Source organism: Pseudomonas azotoformans (assembly GCF_001579805.1).
Classification (GTDB): Bacteria; Pseudomonadota; Gammaproteobacteria; order Pseudomonadales; family Pseudomonadaceae; genus Aquipseudomonas; species Aquipseudomonas azotoformans_A.
Genome location: NZ_CP014546.1, coordinates 2,743,991 through 2,762,766 on the forward strand (window position 1 = coordinate 2,743,991; position 18,776 = coordinate 2,762,766).

The 18,776-nt window shown below is 60.9% G+C and carries 12 protein-coding genes and 2 pseudogenes; 8 read left to right on the forward strand and 6 right to left on the reverse strand.

Going from position 1 to position 18,776, the window contains the following annotated elements; translation table 11 throughout:
- Positions 1 to 12: 12 nt before the first annotated feature.
- The 3 genes and pseudogenes from AYR47_RS12725 to AYR47_RS12735 all read right to left on the reverse strand — a co-directional run bounded on the left by AYR47_RS12725 (position 13) and on the right by AYR47_RS12735 (position 5,482).
- Positions 13 to 237 (reverse strand): hypothetical protein, encoded by a 225-nt coding sequence (locus AYR47_RS12725; protein ID WP_033902425.1) that lies wholly within the window; start codon positions 235 to 237, stop codon positions 13 to 15.
- Between the two features lie 333 nt (positions 238 to 570).
- Positions 571 to 2,989 (reverse strand): annotated as a pseudogene (locus tag AYR47_RS12730) (glucose/quinate/shikimate family membrane-bound PQQ-dependent dehydrogenase).
- A gap of 474 nt (positions 2,990 to 3,463) precedes the next feature.
- Positions 3,464 to 5,482, reverse strand: a complete 2,019-nt coding sequence (locus AYR47_RS12735) for a TonB-dependent receptor (RefSeq protein ID WP_061435442.1) — start codon at positions 5,480 to 5,482, stop codon at positions 3,464 to 3,466.
- 142 nt (positions 5,483 to 5,624) lie between these two features.
- On the opposite strand from AYR47_RS12735, the gene AYR47_RS12740 reads away from it, so the two are divergent.
- Entirely contained in the window at positions 5,625 to 5,858 is a 234-nt protein-coding gene (locus AYR47_RS12740) for a VF530 family DNA-binding protein (RefSeq protein WP_016977534.1), read from the forward strand.
- Between the two features lie 4 nt (positions 5,859 to 5,862).
- Positions 5,863 to 6,486 carry a Pr6Pr family membrane protein gene (locus AYR47_RS12745; protein ID WP_061435444.1) on the forward strand — a complete coding sequence of 208 codons (624 nt, stop codon included), beginning with the start codon at positions 5,863 to 5,865 and terminating at the stop codon, positions 6,484 to 6,486.
- Here the strand turns inward: AYR47_RS12745 and AYR47_RS12750 are convergent, their stop codons facing one another.
- On the reverse strand, positions 6,487 to 7,254 hold the full coding sequence (locus AYR47_RS12750) for a siderophore-interacting protein (RefSeq protein WP_033896367.1): 768 nt from the start codon (positions 7,252 to 7,254) through the stop codon (positions 6,487 to 6,489).
- Positions 7,251 to 7,772 (reverse strand): PadR family transcriptional regulator, encoded by a 522-nt coding sequence (locus AYR47_RS12755; protein WP_033896368.1) that lies wholly within the window; start codon positions 7,770 to 7,772, stop codon positions 7,251 to 7,253. Before AYR47_RS12755 ends, AYR47_RS12750 begins: the two co-directional genes overlap by 4 nt.
- Positions 7,773 to 8,247: 475 nt before the next feature.
- On the opposite strand from AYR47_RS12755, the gene AYR47_RS12760 reads away from it, so the two are divergent.
- From AYR47_RS12760 to AYR47_RS12780, 6 genes and pseudogenes are all read left to right on the forward strand, one after another.
- Positions 8,248 to 8,736 (forward strand): CS1 type fimbrial major subunit, encoded by a 489-nt coding sequence (locus AYR47_RS12760; RefSeq protein WP_061435446.1) that lies wholly within the window; start codon positions 8,248 to 8,250, stop codon positions 8,734 to 8,736.
- A gap of 129 nt (positions 8,737 to 8,865) precedes the next feature.
- A pseudogene (locus AYR47_RS12765) lies at positions 8,866 to 11,389 on the forward strand (CS1-pili formation C-terminal domain-containing protein).
- 5 nt (positions 11,390 to 11,394) lie between these two features.
- Complete coding sequence (locus tag AYR47_RS33235; protein WP_335340611.1) at positions 11,395 to 12,321, forward strand: hypothetical protein; 927 nt, start codon at positions 11,395 to 11,397, stop codon at positions 12,319 to 12,321.
- On the forward strand, positions 12,318 to 12,629 hold the full coding sequence (locus AYR47_RS33240; protein ID WP_335340612.1) for a hypothetical protein: 312 nt from the start codon (positions 12,318 to 12,320) through the stop codon (positions 12,627 to 12,629). Before AYR47_RS33235 ends, AYR47_RS33240 begins: the two co-directional genes overlap by 4 nt.
- Before the next feature lie 25 nt (positions 12,630 to 12,654).
- On the forward strand, positions 12,655 to 13,395 hold the full coding sequence (locus AYR47_RS12775) for a hypothetical protein (protein ID WP_061435448.1): 741 nt from the start codon (positions 12,655 to 12,657) through the stop codon (positions 13,393 to 13,395).
- Positions 13,396 to 13,399: 4 nt separating this feature from the next.
- Entirely contained in the window at positions 13,400 to 13,882 is a 483-nt protein-coding gene (locus AYR47_RS12780) for a CS1 type fimbrial major subunit (protein WP_061435450.1), read from the forward strand.
- 16 nt (positions 13,883 to 13,898) lie between these two features.
- On the opposite strand, the gene AYR47_RS12785 is transcribed toward AYR47_RS12780, so the two are convergent.
- Positions 13,899 to 18,728, reverse strand: a complete 4,830-nt coding sequence (locus tag AYR47_RS12785) for an NEL-type E3 ubiquitin ligase domain-containing protein (protein WP_061435452.1) — start codon at positions 18,726 to 18,728, stop codon at positions 13,899 to 13,901.
- Positions 18,729 to 18,776 lie beyond the last annotated feature (48 nt).

The following is an 18,776-nucleotide window of genomic DNA, read 5'->3' on the forward strand; positions in this document are numbered from 1 at the left end:
GAAAAATACGGCTTATTTGAAGCCTGTTACTTGGTTCATATCGTAAGTTGTAGAAGCACTTTGCCACAAAACCACAAAGGTTTTTGTGTTCATATCATAGCTTTTCAACGTTCCAGTTTTAGTTTCTTCAGCGCCGTTACTGTTGACATAAGAAAAAGTCATTCCTTTGTTCAGGCGCTTCGCGAACTCTTTTTCCACGTCTGCATCAGAAACAGTGTTATTCTTACTACCAGTCATAAGTCACCTCATCGCAATGTTCGTTAAGTTTTAGAACGGTATTAAAAACTTCTACCCCAGGGCTCTTGTCGCTATGAAATTATGTGGGGGGTACCTGCTTTTGGTTACTGTTATAAATCACAGTTTTTTAGAGTTTTTTGCAATATAAGTTATTACAGCGAGCGTTTAAATGTGGGAGCTGGCTTGCCTGCGATAGCGGTGTGTCAGTGAAAGCTGTTCTGGCTGATACACCGCTATCGCAGGCAAGCCAGCTCCCACATTCTGATCGGTGTTGTAAATGAAAAAGGCGGCGACCCTCAACAGGTCGCCGCCTTTTTTTACCGCCAGTGAAGCTTAATCCGGCAGTTTAAACGCCATCACATAGTCACCCTGCTTGGTACCCAGGGAACCATGACCGCCGGCCATGACCAGCACGTATTGCTTGCCGTCTTTACCGGTGTAGGTCATCGGGGTGGTTTGCGCGCCGGCTGGCAGGCGGCCTTCCCACAGTTGCTTGCCGTTTTTCACGTCATAGGCACGCAGGTACTGGTCGAGCGTACCGCTGAGGAACGCCACGCCACCGGCGGTGGTGAAGGTGCCGCCCAGGCTAGGCACGCCCATGGTCAACGGGATCGGAACCGGCGCGCTGTCACGCACGGTGCCGTTCTTGTGCATCCAGATGGTTTTATGGGTGGTCAGGTCGACCGCCGCCACGTAACCCCACGCCGGTGCCTGGCACGGCAGGCCCATTGGCGACAGCATGGCTTCGAGGATCACACCGTACGGCGCGCCTTTGTTCGGCTGCACGCCTTCGGTTTCGCTGACGCGTGGACCTTGCTTGGCAATATCGGCGGCCGGGATCAGCTTGGATTTGAACGCCATGTAGCTCGGGTTCACGAACGCGATCTGGCGCACCGGGTCGACGGAAATGCCACCCCAGTCGAACACGCCGAAGTTACCTGGGTAAACGATCGAACCTTGCAGCGATGGCGGAGTGAAAGCACCGTCGTAGCGCATGGATTTGAAATCAATCCGGCACAGCAGTTGGTCGAACGGTGTCACGCCCCACATGTCACGCTCTTTGAGCGGCGGTGGCATGAAGTTCAGGTCGGACTTCGGTTGGGTCGGCGAAGTGTGATCGCCAGCCACAGCGCCTTGCGGTACAGCGACTTCGTGGATCGGCACCACAGGCTGGCCGGTCGCACGGTCCAGCACGTAGATGCTGCCTTGCTTGGTCGACGCCATCACCGCCTGCTTCACGCCGGCTTCGGTCTTGATGTCGATCAGCGACGGCTGGCCGCCCACGTCCATGTCCCACAGGTCATGGTGAGTGAACTGGAAGGTCCACTTCACGTGGCCGCTGTCGATGTCCAGGGCGGTCAGGCCGGCGCTGTATTTTTCCGAGTCTTCGGTACGGTCGCCGCCGTATTGGTCGGGCATCTGGTTGCCCATCGGCAGGTAGAGCATGCCGAGTTTTTCATCCACGGCGAACATGGACCACATGTTCGGCGAGTTGCGGGTGTAGGTCTTGCCTTCGGCCAACGGGGTGGTGTCGTCCGGGTTGCCGCTGTCCCAGTTCCACACCAGCTTGCCGGTGTGCACGTCGAACGCGCGGATCACGCCGCTCGGCTCGTCGGTAGAGACGTTGTCGGTGACGTGGCCGCCGATCACTACCAGATTTTTGGTCACGGCCGGTGGCGAGGTGGAGTAGTAACCGCCGGGGGCGAAACCACCTATGTTAGCTCGCAGGTCGACCTGGCCTTTGTCACCGAAGTCTTCGCACATCTTGCCGGTGTCGGCGTTGAGGGCGATCAGACGGGTGTCGGCGGTCGGCACGAAGATGCGTTTCGGGCAGGCATTCGGTGCGGCAGCCGGGCTGGCGCTGCCAGTCGGACTCTGCTCGGAAGCGTAGGCCGCGTCATCGTGATACGACACGCCACGGCAGGTCATGTGGGCCCAGCCCTTGAAGTTCTCGGCACCCATGCTGCTGATCTTCGGATCGAAGCGCCAGATTTCCTTGCCGGTGTCCGGGTCCAGCGCAATCACCTGGCTATGCGGCGTACACACGTAGAGCATGCCGTTGACCTTCAGCGGGGTGTTTTCTGCGGTGGTCTCGCCTGGATCGTTCGGGCCAGGGATGTCGCCGGTGCGATACGTCCACGCCGGCACCAGCTTGTGGGCGTTTTCCGGAGTGATCTGCGCCAATGGCGAGTAGCGATCGCCGTAGGCCCGAACGGCCGTAGGAGTTCCAGTCGCCATCGGCCTGGGACGGTGCAGCGCTGGCCATGCCAGGGACTGCGTCGCGGTCGAGTTGGCCGGTCTTGACCATTTCACCGGGGTTGGTGAACTGGCTGGCCAGGGCGGTAGCACCCGCCAGCACTACGGCCACGCTCAGCGCGCCAGTGCCCAGCGGGGCAGGTTGGCCACGCAGCAACGGACGGCGAAACCACGGAAGCAACATGACGATACCCAGGGCAAACAACAGCGCCAGGCGCGGCACCAACTGCCACCAATCCAGGCCGACTTCCCACAAGGCCCACACGGTGCTGGCAAACAGCACCAGTGCGTACAGGCCCAGCGCGGCGCGACGGGTGGCCAGCAACAGGATGCCGGTCAGGGTGATGCCGATACCGGCCAGCAGGTAATACAGCGACCCGCCAAGCATCGTCAGCTTGATACCCCCGGCCAGCAAGGCCAGGCCCATGATCAGCAGCAAGACGCCGAGCAGCCTGGGCAGCAGGCGGCTAGGGCTCGAAGCACCATCAGTGCTCATAGTGTGTTTCTCCGTGACGTTGGAATTATGTATCCCCGTGTTTCTTCACTGTAGATGACGATTCGACACGGGCTTGGTTCAGCGTTAATTCGGTTTTTCTGGGGATAAGTGGGGTTATCCACAGCCGGGCGATTTATCCCCAGGCGCAGGTCGGTGTAAGACAGCGCTGTCTTGGGCGGAGGGGGAATTCGGCAAGATGGGGTCGACCGCGGAAGTGAAACGTTTCAGTTTATTGCGGGCAAGGATAAAGGGAGTTGTCTTGGAGAGAAAGGACGAATCGCGATATGCATCATTTCTGAATTGGTAACAGTGACCAAGTGTCGCTGCAAAAGCTGAGCGTGGTAGGGCCTTTGTGGGAGCTGGCTTGCCTGCGATAGCATCACCTCGGTATTACTGAAACACCGAGGTGGCCGCATCGCAGGCAAGCCAGCTCCCATATAAATCCGGTTCCCGCAGAGGGAGTGATGGTGTGGGTTAGAAGGTAGTACGAATGCCGAACTGCACACTCCGCCCCGGCGCCGGCGCAATATCCCGCAGGATCGAGCTGGCATACCGTACGGTCTGGTTGGTCAGGTTTTCACCGTTCACAAACGCCAACCACTGGCTGCCACCCATGTTGAAGCGATAACCCGCGCTCGCCCCCAAGGTGGTGTAGCCATCGGTGCCGCTCTCGTTATCCGGCACACGGCCTTGGCCTGCCGCATGTTCCACGTCGATGCGTGCCTGCCAGCGGTCCAGTTCCCACAGCAAGCCGCTGTTCAAGCGCAGCGGCGCAATACGCGGCAAGGCTTCGCCGGTGTCCAGGTTGGTGGCACGGGTGTAGTCGCCCGACAGTTCCAAGGCAAACTTGCCGTAGGCGCTTTCGCCAAGCTTCCAGTGATCCTGGGCTTCAAAACCGGCGAAACGGGCGCGCACGCCGGAGTATTTGTACTCGGGGATGCCGCCGGCGTCTTCTTCACCTTCATCGTTCAGCGTGCGACCGCTGCCCAACAGGCCGATGTAATTGGAGAAGCGGCTGTAGAACACGCCGAAGCTGCCCTTGTGAGTGCCGTTGTCAAAGCGCAGCGCCAGGTCGCTGGACACGGCTTTTTCTTTCTTCAGGTTGGCATCGCCCAGCTCGTAGGTGCCGGTGGCAACGTGGGCGCCGTTGGCGTACAGCTCGTAGAAAGTCGGTGCGCGTTCGGTGTAGCCCAGGGTCGCGGCCAGGGACCAGACCGGCGTGAGGGTGTAGACCGCGCCGGAAGACAGGCTGCCGGCGGTGAAATCGTTGGATTTGTCGGCCCCTGCAAAACGTGCGTTGCCCTTGGCATCCGGGTCGACGCTGGTGTGTTCCAGGCGTCCGCCGAGGCTGAGTTTCAGGCGTTCGGTGGCCTGCATTTCTTCGAGGATGAACAGCGCGCCAGCCGTGGTGTCGGTCTGCGGTACAAAGGCTTCTTCACCGAGGGCCGAGAATTCATTGCGGGTGACTTGGGCACCGACCACGCCATCGAGCGGGCCAATCGGCTGATGACGGGCTTCAACGCGGGCTTCATAACCCTTGTTCTTGAAGATCGTGCCGGTTTCGCCGCCTTCGATTTCGCGGTGTTCGTAGTCGGTGTAACCCGCGTCGAGTTTCACCGAGGTAAACGGGCCTTGCAGGTTGCGAATCTCCGAGGCGAAGGCGTAGTGATCCTGCTTCATGCGGATGCGCACGTCCTGCTCGGCCGGGGAGCCGTAGTTCGCGTCGTAATTGCTGTAGGACAAACCAGCATAACCGTCGTCCCAGGTGTAGGAACCGCCCACGGCACCGCCGTCCTGGCGCCCATCGCTGTTACCCAGACGGCCGTTTTTACCCGGTGCGTCGTCGCTTTCTGGTGCGTGACGGCTGCGGGCCTGGCCGGGGATTTTCAGGTCGTTGAATTCCCGCGCATTCGCATCCAGGTGCAAGGCAAAGGTGCCGTTGCCGGCTTCCAGCCTGCCCGCGCTGCTGCGGGTGGTGTCGGCGCCGCCGTAGCGCAGTTCACCGGCACCGTGGATGCCTTCGATGGCTTCGGTCGGGATGCGGTTGTCGAAGGTGTTGACCACACCGCCGATGGCGCTGCCGCCGTACAACAACGCGGCTGGGCCGCGCACGATTTCAATGCGGTCGACGTTGACCGGGTCAAGCGGCACTGCGTGGTCGTAGGACAGCGACGACGCATCCAGCGCGCCCACACCATTGCGCAGAATACGAATGCGGTCGCCGTCCTGGCCCCGGATGATCGGCCGGCTGGCGCCTGGGCCAAAGTACGAAGAGGACACACCCGGCTGCTTGTTGAGGGTCTCGCCGAGGCTGCCTTTTTGTTGCAGGGTCAGGTCATCGCCTTCCAGCACGGTGGTGGGCGAGGCGAGCTGTTCGCTGCCCAACGGGTTGCCGGTGATGACTTGGGGTTGCAGCTCAAGCGCGTGGGCTTCGGAGCCAATCAACAGGGCCGCGGCAAGCGGGGACAAGCGCCAGAGAGAAGAGAGGGACATCGGACACATTCCTTGGCAAAACGACTAAAAGATTTGAAAGTTATAGTTACAATATAACATCTCTTTTTCATTGAGAACGGGAACTTTTTTCTTCGTGCTAAAGTGAGCGGCTGTATTTCTACTTTTTTGCAAAAGGCCTGGCATGACCGCGACAAGCAACGACCCACTTCACGGCGTGACCCTGCAACACGTCCTCACCACTCTGGTGGAACACTACGAATGGGAAGGCCTGGCCGAGCGCATTGATGTCCGCTGTTTCAAGAGCGACCCCAGCATCAAGTCGAGCCTCACGTTCCTGCGCAAAACTCCGTGGGCGCGGGAGAAAGTCGAAGGTCTGTACGTAAAACTGATGCGCACCAAACGCCCGCTGGATTGATTCGATGAAGCGGTTCGTGGCAGCAGCGGCGCTGGCCGGTTGGGCGGGGTTGGCGATCCAGCAATACCTGATTTTCTATTCGCGCTGGGAATCAGGTGCCAGCCTGTTGGGCGGGTTGATCAACTTTTTCAGCTTCTTCACCGTGCTCACCAACACCCTGACGGTGGTGGTGTTGAGCTATGCGCTGGTGAAACGTGATTCCCCTGCGAAGCGGTTTTTCCTTGCGCCGGTAATCTGCAGTGGCATCGCCGTGAGCATCCTGGTGGTAGGCCTGGCGTACAACCTGCTGCTGCGCCATTTGTGGCAGCCCGAAGGCTTCCAGTTCATCGCCGATGAGTTGCTGCACGACGTGATGCCGGTGCTGTTTTTCATCTACTGGTGGCGGTGTGTGCCCAAGGGCGATTTACGCTTGAAGCACATCGGCGGTTGGGTGATTTACCCGCTGGTGTACTTCGCTTACGCACTGCTGCGGGGGGATCTGCTCGGGCAGTATCAGTACCCTTTCATTGACGTGAGCACCCTCGGCTATCCACAGGTGTTTGTGAATGCCGGGGGGATTCTGATGGGGTTTGTGCTGATCGCGTTGGCGGTGGTGGGGCTGGATAAGCTGATCAAGCCCCGGCGCTGATCATTCCTCTTCGCCGCCTTCGGCACGCCAGTAACCCACGGCCTTGAGGTAGTCCTCATTGACCTGGTGCGTGTCCAGCAGCACACGGCGAACACGGCGCGACAACTTGGTTTCAGTGGCGACGAAGCTGTACAGCGAACCACTCGGCAGCGTCAGTTTCTGCACGGTGTCGAGCAGGTCGTCCTGGCCACGGATCACCCAGGTCACTTCAACATCGGCAGCGCTTTGCAGCGGCTGCTTTTCTTGCGCATTGGCGATCTCAATTACCGCCAGCACCTTACGCCCCGCCGACAACTCTTCCAGGCGTCGAGCAATGGCCGGCAGGGCGGTTTCATCGCCGATCAGCAAGTAGCTGTCGAAGATATCCGGCACGATCAACGAGCCCCGTGGCCCGCCGATGTACAGGTGCTGGCCGACCTGCACTTGTTCGGCCCAAGTGGATGCAGGGCCATCGCCGTGCAGCACGAAGTCGATATCCAGTTCGCCGATGCTGAGGTCAAAGCGACGCGGCGTGTAGTCGCGCATGGCCGGTTGCGGGCCGTCGCCCTTGATGGTGAATGTCGGACTTTCCAGTGCAGCCTGCTCGGCGGCGTTCTGTGGGAACAGCAGCTTGATGTGATCGTCGGCCCCCAGGCTGACAAACCCCGCCAGCTCAGGCCCGCCCAGGGTGATGCGGCGCATGCGTGGTGTGATGTCGACCACCCGCAGCACTTGCAGGCGGCGGCGTTTGATTTCGTGGGTAACGCGATGGATGGCTTGAGTATTCATTGGTCTTTCCCGTCGGCAATGGCTTGAGCGGTGCGATTGAGCAGCGCCGCGACACGAACGATTTCTTCCGGGCTCCAGCGCCCGTGGTGCGAGTGCAGGGCATGACGCAGGTTGTGCACCGCCTCGTGGATCTCCGGTGGGCGGTCATGACCGCGCAGTGAACGCTTGCTCACGTCGATGCGCATGCGTACGCCGTCCAGGGCGACCGCTTGCTCGCTTAAGAAGAGACGACCGGCGTCGGTGATTGTGTAGCGTTTTTTTCCGCCATCGGCGTCGCCCTGGATCAAATCGCTTTCTTCCAGGAAGGTCAGGGTCGGGTAGATCACGCCGGGGCTGGGGGTGTACGCGCCATCGAACAGGCTTTCGATCTGGCGGATCAAGTCGTAGCCGTGGCAAGGCTGTTCGGCGATCAGCGCCGGCAGCAGCAGTTTCAAATCGCCGGGTGCAAATACCCGGGGGCCGCGGCCGCGGCCGGAGCGCGGGTCAAAACCGTCGCGCGGATGAGGATGGTCTCGCATGGGTAGGCGCCTCTGTGTGTCTAGATATAACGTAAGATATATCTTATAGGGCTGGCAAGAGCGCCCGACGGACGGCACGTCGTCTCGCAGGTGTTCGCGCATGACGGCGAGATAAACTAGAGCAACTACTCAAGTTAAGCATTAAGTGGGTTAAGTCTAATAAATGCAGTTGTTTTTTATTGGGTGTAATCATATTCTTACGAATAAGAATGCAACTAAAGCATTCTCATTTGGTCTCGCGTAGTTTATGTCTTACGGCTATGTTTTAAGTTTTGGCAAAATGCCATAGCTTTCCTGTCAGTTGTAGTGTTACAAGGCTGCGCAACTAAGTGAATTCGCCTGATTACTTTAAATGACGTGAGCTGGATACTTGCCTGGCGTTGAACAAGTCGCCGACTTGCAATGCAAATAGTTGAAAAATATGTCGTTTTTCAACTGCTTCTAAGAACCCCTCTTTAGATGACAGGTAATCACCATGTTCAAGACACTCGCCGTAGCTGTCCCCTTCGTTGCGGCCGCCCTGAGTTCCTCCATCGCCATCGCTGCCGATGACGCACGTTCGCCCATCAGCATCACGGCCGACATTCCAACCAAGCAGTTCCACGCCCAGCCTCGTGACCCGAACTTCGGTAAAGACGAGACCATGAACTACAACCCTGTCAGCGGTGAACTCAGTTCCCTGCGGGCAACCTTCGATGTGAAAAACACCGACGGTTCGGTCAATGCCTACATCGAAGGCGGCCCAACCGCCGCTGCGCTGTACAACGGTTCGGACGGCATTGCCCTGACCAACACCTTCAACGGTGTGGTCCTGACCGGCACTTCGCAGGAAATGGTCGATGATCCGCAGTCCACGCCCGGCACCCAGGCTGACCTGGTGATCGCACCGGCTCGCCCGGCAGACACCCAGAACGGCCTGTACACCGCCAGCTACACCGTGATCTTCGACGCAGTACCACGTTGATTCCAGCGGGTGTGTAACCCCCAGGCCACCCTGGCCATGGGGGTATGAAAAGACCGGCCGGCGCCTTCCTCCTCGAACGCCGGCCTGGTTCAACCGTCCCGACTGTCCGTACCGACGAGTATTCCGTCCATGTTTTCGATGACGCCAATTGCGGGCGCGCTTGCGCTCTTGCTGTGCGCCACTGCGCTGGCCGCGCCAGCGACCCCCGGCACCACGCCCGGCAGTCTGTTATCTCAGTCCAAGGGACTGCCAGAAGATTTTGAACAACACTTTTTCGATGTGCCATTGCCAGTGCGCGTGGAACTGGATCAACAGTTCCTGGGCGAAGCCATGATTGTATTAGGACGCGATGATCGTATTACCCTGTTGCAATTCAATGATATCGGCGATAGCCCCGTCTCTGCCACCACCCGTGCAACTTTGGAGCAACTTCTGCAACAAGGCCTGCTGCTGGGAAGTTGCCAACAAAGTTGCCCGTCGCAACTGTTGGCCGTGCACTACAGCCTGGAAAAACTCACTGGTGTCGATTCTCACCGAGAACGTTGAGCGCAACGCCCAGATCAAACAGTTTTATGATCAACCGGACACCAGCAGTCTTGGCCTGATCGTCAATAACCAATTGAACGTTACCGGTGGCGAGAACGAAGCGGTCGGCGGACGTTACGGCGTCGTCGCCAGTTCCAGTCTCGGTAACTGGAGCCAGGCGATGAACCTGCAGTTGTCCCGTATCGGTGGCACCGCCACCACTCTGTACCATGCGATACACGAGCTTTATACCCAGCGCGAACTGGAAGGCAACTTCGTGCGCCTGGGCTATTTCACTCCCGGCTCCAACGGCCTCACCCGGCAGATCCGCTCGTTCGGCGCCAACCCCGACACCGCCATGGGGCTGATGTACGGCAGTTCCGACAGCCTGGTGATCAACAACCCCAAGCCCAGCGTGTACCCGGTGTATGTCACCGCCAGCCGCCAGGCCTCGGTGGAAATCTACCGTGCCGGCCTGCTGATCAATACGCAGCCGGTCGCCGCGGGCCTGCAAACCCTGGATACGCGGCCCTTGCCCGGCGGTATCTACGAAGTGGAAGTGCGCCTGATCGAAGATGGCCTCACCACATCCACCACCCAGGAGCTGATCTACAAGCCCAACAACTGGCGCAACCTCGACGAGCGCTGGCGCTATAACACTTTTGTCGGGCGCGAAAGCAAACTGCTGAGCAACTGGGACGAGCAGTCCAGCGGTTTCCTGACCTACGGCGCCGGCCTCAATTACTTGGCGCACCCACGGGTGATCCTCGGCCTGTCCACGCGCAAAGTGCGCGAAGCCATGCAATACGGCACCTCCATCGACTGGACCCTGGGCAACAGCCTCAGCCTGTATGCCAACGTCTACCAGACCCAGGACCACGGCACCGGCCTGGACCTGCAAACCCTGTATAGCTATGGCGCCGGCAGCGTGGTGTTCAGCCACAACCGCAGCTGGCTCGACACCACCAATATCTATGACGTGCTGCCGGACGGTACGCGCGTGCGTCAGCGCAACGTGTTTATCGGCCAGACCAGCAACTCGTCGTTGTCACTCAACCATCGACTCAGCAACACGAGTTCGATCAACTCGCGGCTGCCCTACAGCCAAGGCAATATCGAGGGGGTGGGCCTGGATGTGGGGTGGACTGAGCGCGGAACGTTCTTTGGCAGCGACGCCAACTGGCGCCTGTCGCTGTTCGATCGACCGGCCACCGCCAGCACCGGTGACAACCGCAACCGCGGCGTCGACCTCAGTGTCAGCGTGGCCCTCGGTTCACCGGGCGAGCAGTGGTCGGCCAGCATCGGCACCCGCACCGCACGCGATGGTACCCGCGACCATAACGGCTCGCTCACCTATACCAAGACCCTTGAAGACCACCTGCTGCAAAGCGTCTCCGGCACGGTACTGGCCGATACCTATGGCGTAGGTTTGTCCGGTCGCGCCAGCTTTCAAAATGATGCGCTCTACGGTGACACCTACGCACAGCGGTCGTCCTTCAACGGTCGCCTGTCCGGTGGCCTGAACCTCAGCAGCACCGTGGCGGTGGGCGGCGGCGCGGTGCTGCTGAGCAGCCAGCCCCAGGGCGGCGGGGCAGGGATGATCGTGGACGTCGAAACCGACGTCGACGACATCACTCTGCGCGCCGATGACTTGACCGGCGGCAGCACACGCCTGCGACCGGGGCGCAACTTTGTGCCGATCACCGCTTACAAGAACAGCACCCTCGCGTTCGACTTCGACGGCAACCACCCGCCGGCCGCCAACATTCAGCCGCCACGCAGCAACTACCACCTGAACAAGGGCGGCGTGGAGTACCGCAAGGTCAGCGTCATGAAGACCGTGACCGTGCTCGGGCGGCTGGTGGATGAAACCGGCCAGCCGCTGCGGGGCCACCAGGTGATCAACCACGCCAGCCGTGCGGTGAGCGAAGTGGACGGTTTCTTCTCGATGGAAATGACGGCCGGCGCGCCGACCCTGGAAGTGCGCTATGCCAACCAGCTGTTGTGCCAATTCCGGCTCGCCCCGAGTAATACGCGACAGGAGAGTGATGTGTTGATGATTGGGGATTTACGTTGTACGCCGGACACCTTGGCGGAAAACATTTCCAACCTGGCAACAGCAGGGTGAGCCGGATGACTGTAGTCAAGGTATCGCGGGGCGCGGGAAAAACCGCACTGTATGTCATGGGCTTGTGGGCGTGCCTGACGGCAGGAGCCGCCCAGGCGCTTGTTCAAGAGATCACTGCGCAATTTCGCCCAGCCCCGTCCAACCCGATGGTCAACCGGTTCAAGAACACCACCCCGGAAAGCGGCATCTGCCCTTGGCATATTCCCGAGAGGTGCAAGCAGTTGGGGATTTTCAGTATTCGGACCACGGCTATTCAGTTCAACTCCAACGGCCCAATCCTGGGCAATCACACAGACCCGCGTAAAGGCGCGATGTTCAAGGTGCCTACTGAATGGCGGGACTTGGTGGTGACCAATACGGTGACGGCGAAAACTGAAACGCTGCAGGTCAGAATTGCGGGCATTGGGGGTAAGTACGTGTTGCCAGTCTCAGACCGGTGGCTTTGGCTCTATGGCACTGGTGGGTGGCAATACGCTATTAGCCCTTGCTTGCCCACAGGCTACGCGATTGGCAACGATCGATATTTGTTGTGGTCGTGGATTACGCCGGTCGGCATCGGTGCCTGCGCAGTACCTGCGGCCAAAGACATTTCAACTCTGTTTTACGAAACGTTCGAGTATTCGTATGAGCTGAAGACCCCCAACCCGTTGAAAATGGACGCTGGCCAATACGTTGGCACCACCACCTACACCATCGGGCCGGGCGCGGATTTTGATTTCGGCGACATCATGATCCCGACCGACGACACCCTGACCTTCAACTTCACCCTGGATGTGGACCACCATCTCAAGGTCGAAGTCCCCCCCGGCGGCAACCGCATCCTGCTGGAGCCCCAAGGCGGCTGGCAGGCCTGGCTGCAAAACTGCGAAAACCCAGCCGCTTGTTCCGCGACCAAGCCATCAACCTGTGGACCAGTTCGGCCTTCAAGATGACCCTCGAATGCCCCGAGCCCCTGGGCAACACCTGCAGCGTGCGCAATGCGGCAGGCGTGCAGGTGCCGTTGGACATTGCGGTGACGCTGCCCAATGGCATGAGCGACGCCGCAGGGCGCCCGGTCAACCGCCTGCCGTTGCGGCTCGATGGCAGCGGCACGGAGCTGTTCCAGCCCACGCACTACATTGACCGCAAACCCAGCACCCTGCATTTCGAAATCAAGGCCGACGCTGTCGAGCAGATGCTCGACCACCCCGGCAGCACCTTCTCCGGCACCGTCACCGTGGTCTGGGATTCACAAGTTTGAAGCGCTTTTACATGAGGTTGAGTGAATGAAACGTTTGTTGATGCTGTGCGCCTTGTCGCTGTGTTCCCTCGGCGCCCTGGCCGGCCCGCAGATCAATGTGGGGGTGGTGTACGACTACCTCGCTGGCGATAAAAGTACCTACATGAAGCGGGTGTTCAACGGCGGCACGTCCACCGCGTTCGTCAAGGTCAATATCCTCGAGATGATCTACGACGACGATGGCACTTACCGCGAAGTGCCCCTGCAAAACCAGGCCGGCGCCACCGCCCGCGATGGCTTGATGGCCAGCCCGGCCCGGCTGATCGTGCCGGCCAACGACACTCAGGGCACACGGCTGCTGTTCATGGGCAACCGCGATAAAGAGCGTTATTTCCGCGTACGTTTTGTGCCGGTGGTGCCCCAGGCTGAGGATGACTTTGCCGTCACCGCAGACGAACGTGCTGAATATAAGGAAAGCCTCGCGGCCGGCGTTCGCGTGCTGGCGGGCTACGGCACGGTATTTTTCGTGCGACCGAAGCACACGCAGTTCAACACCCAACTGCAGGACGACGGCAAGCGCTACACCCTGCGCAACGACGGCAACAGCGTGGTGGTGGTCGATGAATTCAAGGACTGCGCCGCCGCGTCGCCGCAAGACTGCCGGCCGACTATTCGCCATCACATCCGCGCCGAGCGCTCCTACGGTTTTGACAAACAACCTGGCCGTGAATACCGCTTCAGCCTGATCGAAGGCGACGCAACCCGCAAAATCGAGGTCAAGGGGTGAAGCCATGTACAGAATAATTGCGCTGGTGGTGTTGGTGATTGTGCTGGTGTTGTCGATGTCCCAGTTGGAGGCCGCGGTCGAGCGCGAGACATTCGAGGTCTCGGTCACCATCCCCACCGCGGATTTCTACGTGCTGCCGGTTGACCCGCAACTGGTGCAGCGCGAGCAAGTGCTGGCGTACAACCCGGTGAGCTCGCAACTGGCAACCTTGCGCGCGCCGTTTGATGTAAAGAATGTCGGCGGGGCGATTGGTGCACGGCTGGACCAGGCGGCGTACCTGTTCAATGGTACGGATCGCGTCGACCTGCGTGTGAAGTTCAATGATGTGGAGCTGGGCCTGACCCAAAGCGAAGTGGTGTCCACCGCCGATGCCCGGCCCGGCAAACGCGTGGGCCTGGAGATCGCTGCGATCAAGCCCGATGGCGATTACCGGCCGGGGCATTACTTCGGCACGGTGCATATGGTGTTTGATGCGCTTGCGCCTTGATGCTGTCTGCGATGTTTCATGAGGCGGGCCCGGTCTCGTAGACCTCCAACCGTTGCAACACCTGGCGTGTCATGCGCCGGGCGAGGGCCTGCTCGCTCGGCACGTCCTCGGTGAAGCCGGCAGCCAGGATGCATTCGTAGCTTTCGGCGCTCATCGGCTGGCCGCTGAGCACATCGGCGTGGGGCACGTTGAGCGCGTCGGCCAGAATCAGCAGGCGAGGTTGCAGGACGCTGCGTTCTTCGGTCCCCGCGCTGGCCCATTGGTTCTGGGCGAATAGCAGGTCGTCCAGCGGGTCGATCAGTGCGTTCGCACGTTCAAGGCTGGCCTGGAATTCGGCGGCATGGGTGTCGCGCAGATGGCGGTCCCACAATGGTTGCTCAAGCATGCCGTCCACCAGCCCATCTCCTGTTTCCAGGCGCATCACTTCGTCGAACGCATGATTGAGCCGGGTGAGGCTGACATCGGCGGTCGCGCGGTAACTCATGTGCGGCGACACCCAGGGCAGTTTCAGGCGTGCCTTCAAGCCGCTGTGATAGGCCAGATACACCTCTACTTCATCCACTGTACCCGGTTCGCCGTCGATCACGTCGGTGCTGAAACGCAACCCTTGGCCACCTTCGTCCCGCGGTTTGATCCGCTGCCGGATATCGTCCTTGGCCACCTGGTTGAGGCGATCCAGGCGTGACTTCCCCCTGGCCAGCTGGGCCAGCTTCAAGGACTTCAGCTCACCGCGCAGGTCGCGATTGATCTCCACCAGCTGCACCTCAAAGCCCATCGCGTTGAAGATGTGTGCGCCGGCATCGGCGCAGGTCACCGGGTTACTGGCCATCTGAAACAACCGTGCACGCAGCTCCGGGTCGCCATCCATCGCCAGCAGCATGCGCCAGACCCTGTCAGTCAAGTTGGCACGGCCGTGTTCATACAGCTCGGCGTCATAGTCCTCTTCAACCAACGCCGAAGGCTCCAGGCTTTTGATCACTTCGAAAAAACCCTGGGAGCCGTGCTCTTCCTCGATGTCTTGCCACAGCTGCAACATCCAGGGCACATGCTCCTCACCTTCGTTCTGCAGCCAGAAGCTCGCATCGCCGCGCGGTGGGTAGCTGCGGTTTGGATCGAGGCCAGCCTCCAGGCGGTAACTGACCAGCAACTGCTCATTGGCCGGGCTCAGGTGGTTGCGATCCAGACGGGCGCGCGCCAGCACCCGGGCCTGGGCCTGCCAGGGCAAAAATTGCGGAAGGGTGTTGATCGGGGTGTTGCGCACATCCAGGAAAAAGTTGGCGGACCGTGGTTGGTCGAACAACCCCGCGGGCCATTCGCTGATCGCCGTGTTGTTCAACGACAAGGCTTCCAGGTGCGGCAAGCGGCTCAGGTCCGGTGCGCGGACAAGCTGGCGGTTATCACCCAGGAACAGCTGGCGTAAATGGGATCGGTTGGCGAGTTGTCGCAGGCTCCCGGCATCCCAGGCGATGGGATTGCTTTCCAGGTTCAGGTGCGTCAACGCGGGCATGTTTTGGATGGCTTGCGGCATCCGCGTCAGTTGATTGTCGCGCAGGTGCAGGCTTATCAGGTTGGGGAAGCTGTCGAGCAACGGCGTGTCGTTGTCCAGCAATTGGGTGTCGCTCAGTTCCAGATGCAGCACATGATCAAAGTTGGCGCGCAGGCGTAGATTGCCGAGCAGGCCCGTCAGGCGCACGCTTTGTATGCTCAGGCGCACCCCGATCTCGTCGCTGGCAAGGTGCTCCTCCCAGGTCCTGAGCAGCGCCTTGACCAGGTAGGCGCGCTGATGCGCCACGTCTGGCGGTTCGTTGATGGGCGCATCGGTGATCCAATTGCCGAGGTCATGTTGCAGCTCGGCTTTCTCGATCTCGCGCGCCTCGAAGCGCTGGCGTTGGAGCGGGTCGTCGAGGCTGCGCACGTAGGCGTCGATAAGGCTTTGTTTGGCGTAGGGGTAGAGTGCCTTGACCCGTTGTTCCAGAGTGCCGGGGAACAGGTCGCTGCGCCAGGCGGCCACGGGGTGCATGGGCGCTTGCACCAGTTGGCGCTGATCCTGGGGCGACAAGGCTTTGGTTTTCGGATCGGCCATGGTTGTGCGACGTGGTTCGGGCGCCAGCAATGTATCCATCACCCAATCTTTGAGGGCCGCGCCGTCGGCGCCTATTGCACCCCGTTTGGCAGCGGGTAGTGCGTGCAGCACGGCGTCGAAGAACTCCGTGGCGGGTTGCAGCAGTTGCTGGCGCTCATCGTAGACCTCATAGAACCCATTGGTTTTGCGCAGCAGGCGACGGTGGCGCGCCGGCTCTGGCCCGGCGCTCGCGCGGACGTTGGCGATGGGCGTGTGCTGGCGGATTTCGATTCGGCAATCTTCCAGGCTGTCGCTGTAGAGGCGCAGGGTGTTGAGCACCATTTGTTCGGTCTCGGGGCCGAGTAATTGTGGGTCGTAGAAACCCTGGTAGGCATGGGCGCCACGGGCCTGTAGCTGCAAGGCGCGGGCGAGGTTTTTCAGGCGCAGGGGCAGGCGTTTTTCAGTCGCCATGATCGCCAACTCTTGCTGATGCGCCTGGGCGAGCACGTGGCGAACCAGGCTTTTAGGCAGGTTGGGGCAGGTTTCGCGCACGCGCACGCCGTGCGCGGTGGTGAGGTCTTCACTGTGACGGTACAGGTAGTTGAACAATGCACCGCGGCGCGCGGCGAGATGGTCGGCGAGGCGATTGCGCAACGCATCGATTTGCGTGGCGCGGCCTTCGGGCAATGTGCCGAGCAGCGTTGTGAGCCTGGGCGGGTCGAGAAAATTCACCAAGCGTTCCGGCAGCTTGCCGAGGTTCAAATCCGCGCGGCTGATGAGCAGAGTGTGCACCGCCTCGGGGTCGCCGAAGCGCAGGGGCCCGCCGCTGAGGTCGGCGTCTTCGTACACCAGGATTGCCACATCGTACGGCCAGCCCGGCAGTTCGGTGGCAATGTGCGGGCTCCAGTAGGTGTCTTGGTCCACCGGTTCGCCGGCGCGCAGTTGCTCGGGCAGTTCGGCGGCCTGCTGGCTGAGGCGTACGCGCTTGAGCGTGTCGTCCAGCAGCGGCGCCGCCAGGTTATCGGCCTGCACGGCGCGCAGGGCGCCATGGTCGAGGCCACTGGTGCGCAGGATCTGTTGATGCTGTGCATCGGTGAACGGGCCGAGTGCCTGCAAGCGGCGCTCGTCGTTCCAGGCGCGGGGGCTGTCGTCGTGGCGGATCGACGGCGTATAGGCGTCTGAGCGGGTCGGGTGCTGGATGAGATGGTCGCCGCTAGCGGCATCGAACTTGACTGCGTAGTGCTGGCCTTCAAGGGGCAGGATCTTTTGCCCGGCATAGGTGTGGAGGCCCAGGGCGTCGGGCGTTGAGTCGGCGGGCAGTTGGAGGTTTTGCCGGTAGGGCGTCGGGTCGGGGTTCCACAGGCGTGTCCTGCCATTGACTTCGACCGGGCGCAGGCCATCGACGAACACCGAGCGCGCCAGCTCGCCGCCGACGCCAAACGCTGCCAGTTGCACCACGTCGCTGACCACGCCCACCAAATGCCCGGCGGCTTCCATCGCCTGGCCCTCGGCGAGGTCGACCACGCCTTCCACCAGCTCATCCAGTAATTGGTAGGCGGTGTAGGCCAGCATCGCTTCGCCGAGCAGCGGCACGAACGGAGTTGCCACCAGCAGTGCCACGTTGAGCAGGCCTTCGAGGGTTTGTGTGAGGGCGTCCCACCAGGCCCAGCGCGCTCGGCTGTCGGCCACTGCGGTGGCGACGGCGAGGTCGCGGCCATCGTTGAGGATTTTGTTCAGCGCGGCCCGGTACAGCTGCGGCCACAGGTCGCCGTCGATGCGGGCCGCGACAAGGGTCGGGTGCTGTTGCAGGCCACTGAAAAAGCGCGGGCGTTGCGAGTGGTCGACGAACTGGCTGAAGAACTGGCAGTAGGTGGAATCTTTCAACCGGTCGAGCAGTGCATCACGAAGTGCCGCGGTGCTGGGGTATTGCCGGATCGCGCCGTTGGGGTCATGGGGGATGTACGCCAGCACGGACACCACCGTCGTGGCCTGGTCGAGGTCGGCGGCGATCAGCAGGATGCCGGTGAGCAGTGTGTCCAGCATGCGCAGCCGATAAAACTGCATCAGCCCGCGCTCGCCTTTTACCGTGCGTTGCAGCACGTGAAAGGTATCGGCGGTGATGTCTCCGTGCAGTAACGCCAAGTGAGCGGCGCTATCGAGGGCGGCTTGCTGGCTCGCGATCACTTGGGGTTGCAGCGCCGTATTGTCGAGCAGGTGGTGTTGCAGGTGGCGTGCGTACTGCGCACCCAGGTCCACGTCGCGGCACAGGGCGACGAACTGCGCAATGCTCATGCGCGCATCATGGGCCAAGGGCTCGAAATGGCCGCGCGCGTCGGGGCGGGTGATGTAGCGCGAGTCGTCGGTGAAGGTCTCGCCGTGGGCGAAGTTCTGCAAGGCGGCGTCCAGCAATGACAGGGTGCGGCTGGTGGTGCCCGTGATCGATCCGCCTTGGGTTTTTACCAGAAACAGATAGGTGGCGCGCACGTCGAGTTCGAGCCCGTGGCGCTTGAGCAAGGCCTGGCTGAGCAAGGGTTGGGCAAAGGCGTAAACGTCTTGCAGGTCTTTGAGCTGCCGGTCGACGCTGTTCTGCGTGGCCCAGGCCCGGGCATTGGCCGCCTTGAGCGGGGCATGGTCGTGGTCGGTGGCACGCAACAGCGCCGGCACCTGCGCCAGCGGGGCCTGGCCCAGCGCCTGCGCACGTGGCCAGGCGGTGGATGCGAGCCAGTCGGGCAGGTTGCGTTTGATCAGTGAGTAGTGCGGGCCGTTGTGCGGGGGAGCAGGCATGGCGGATGACCTTGTGTCGTGGACAAGGCCATCAGCCTAGGGCCCGCG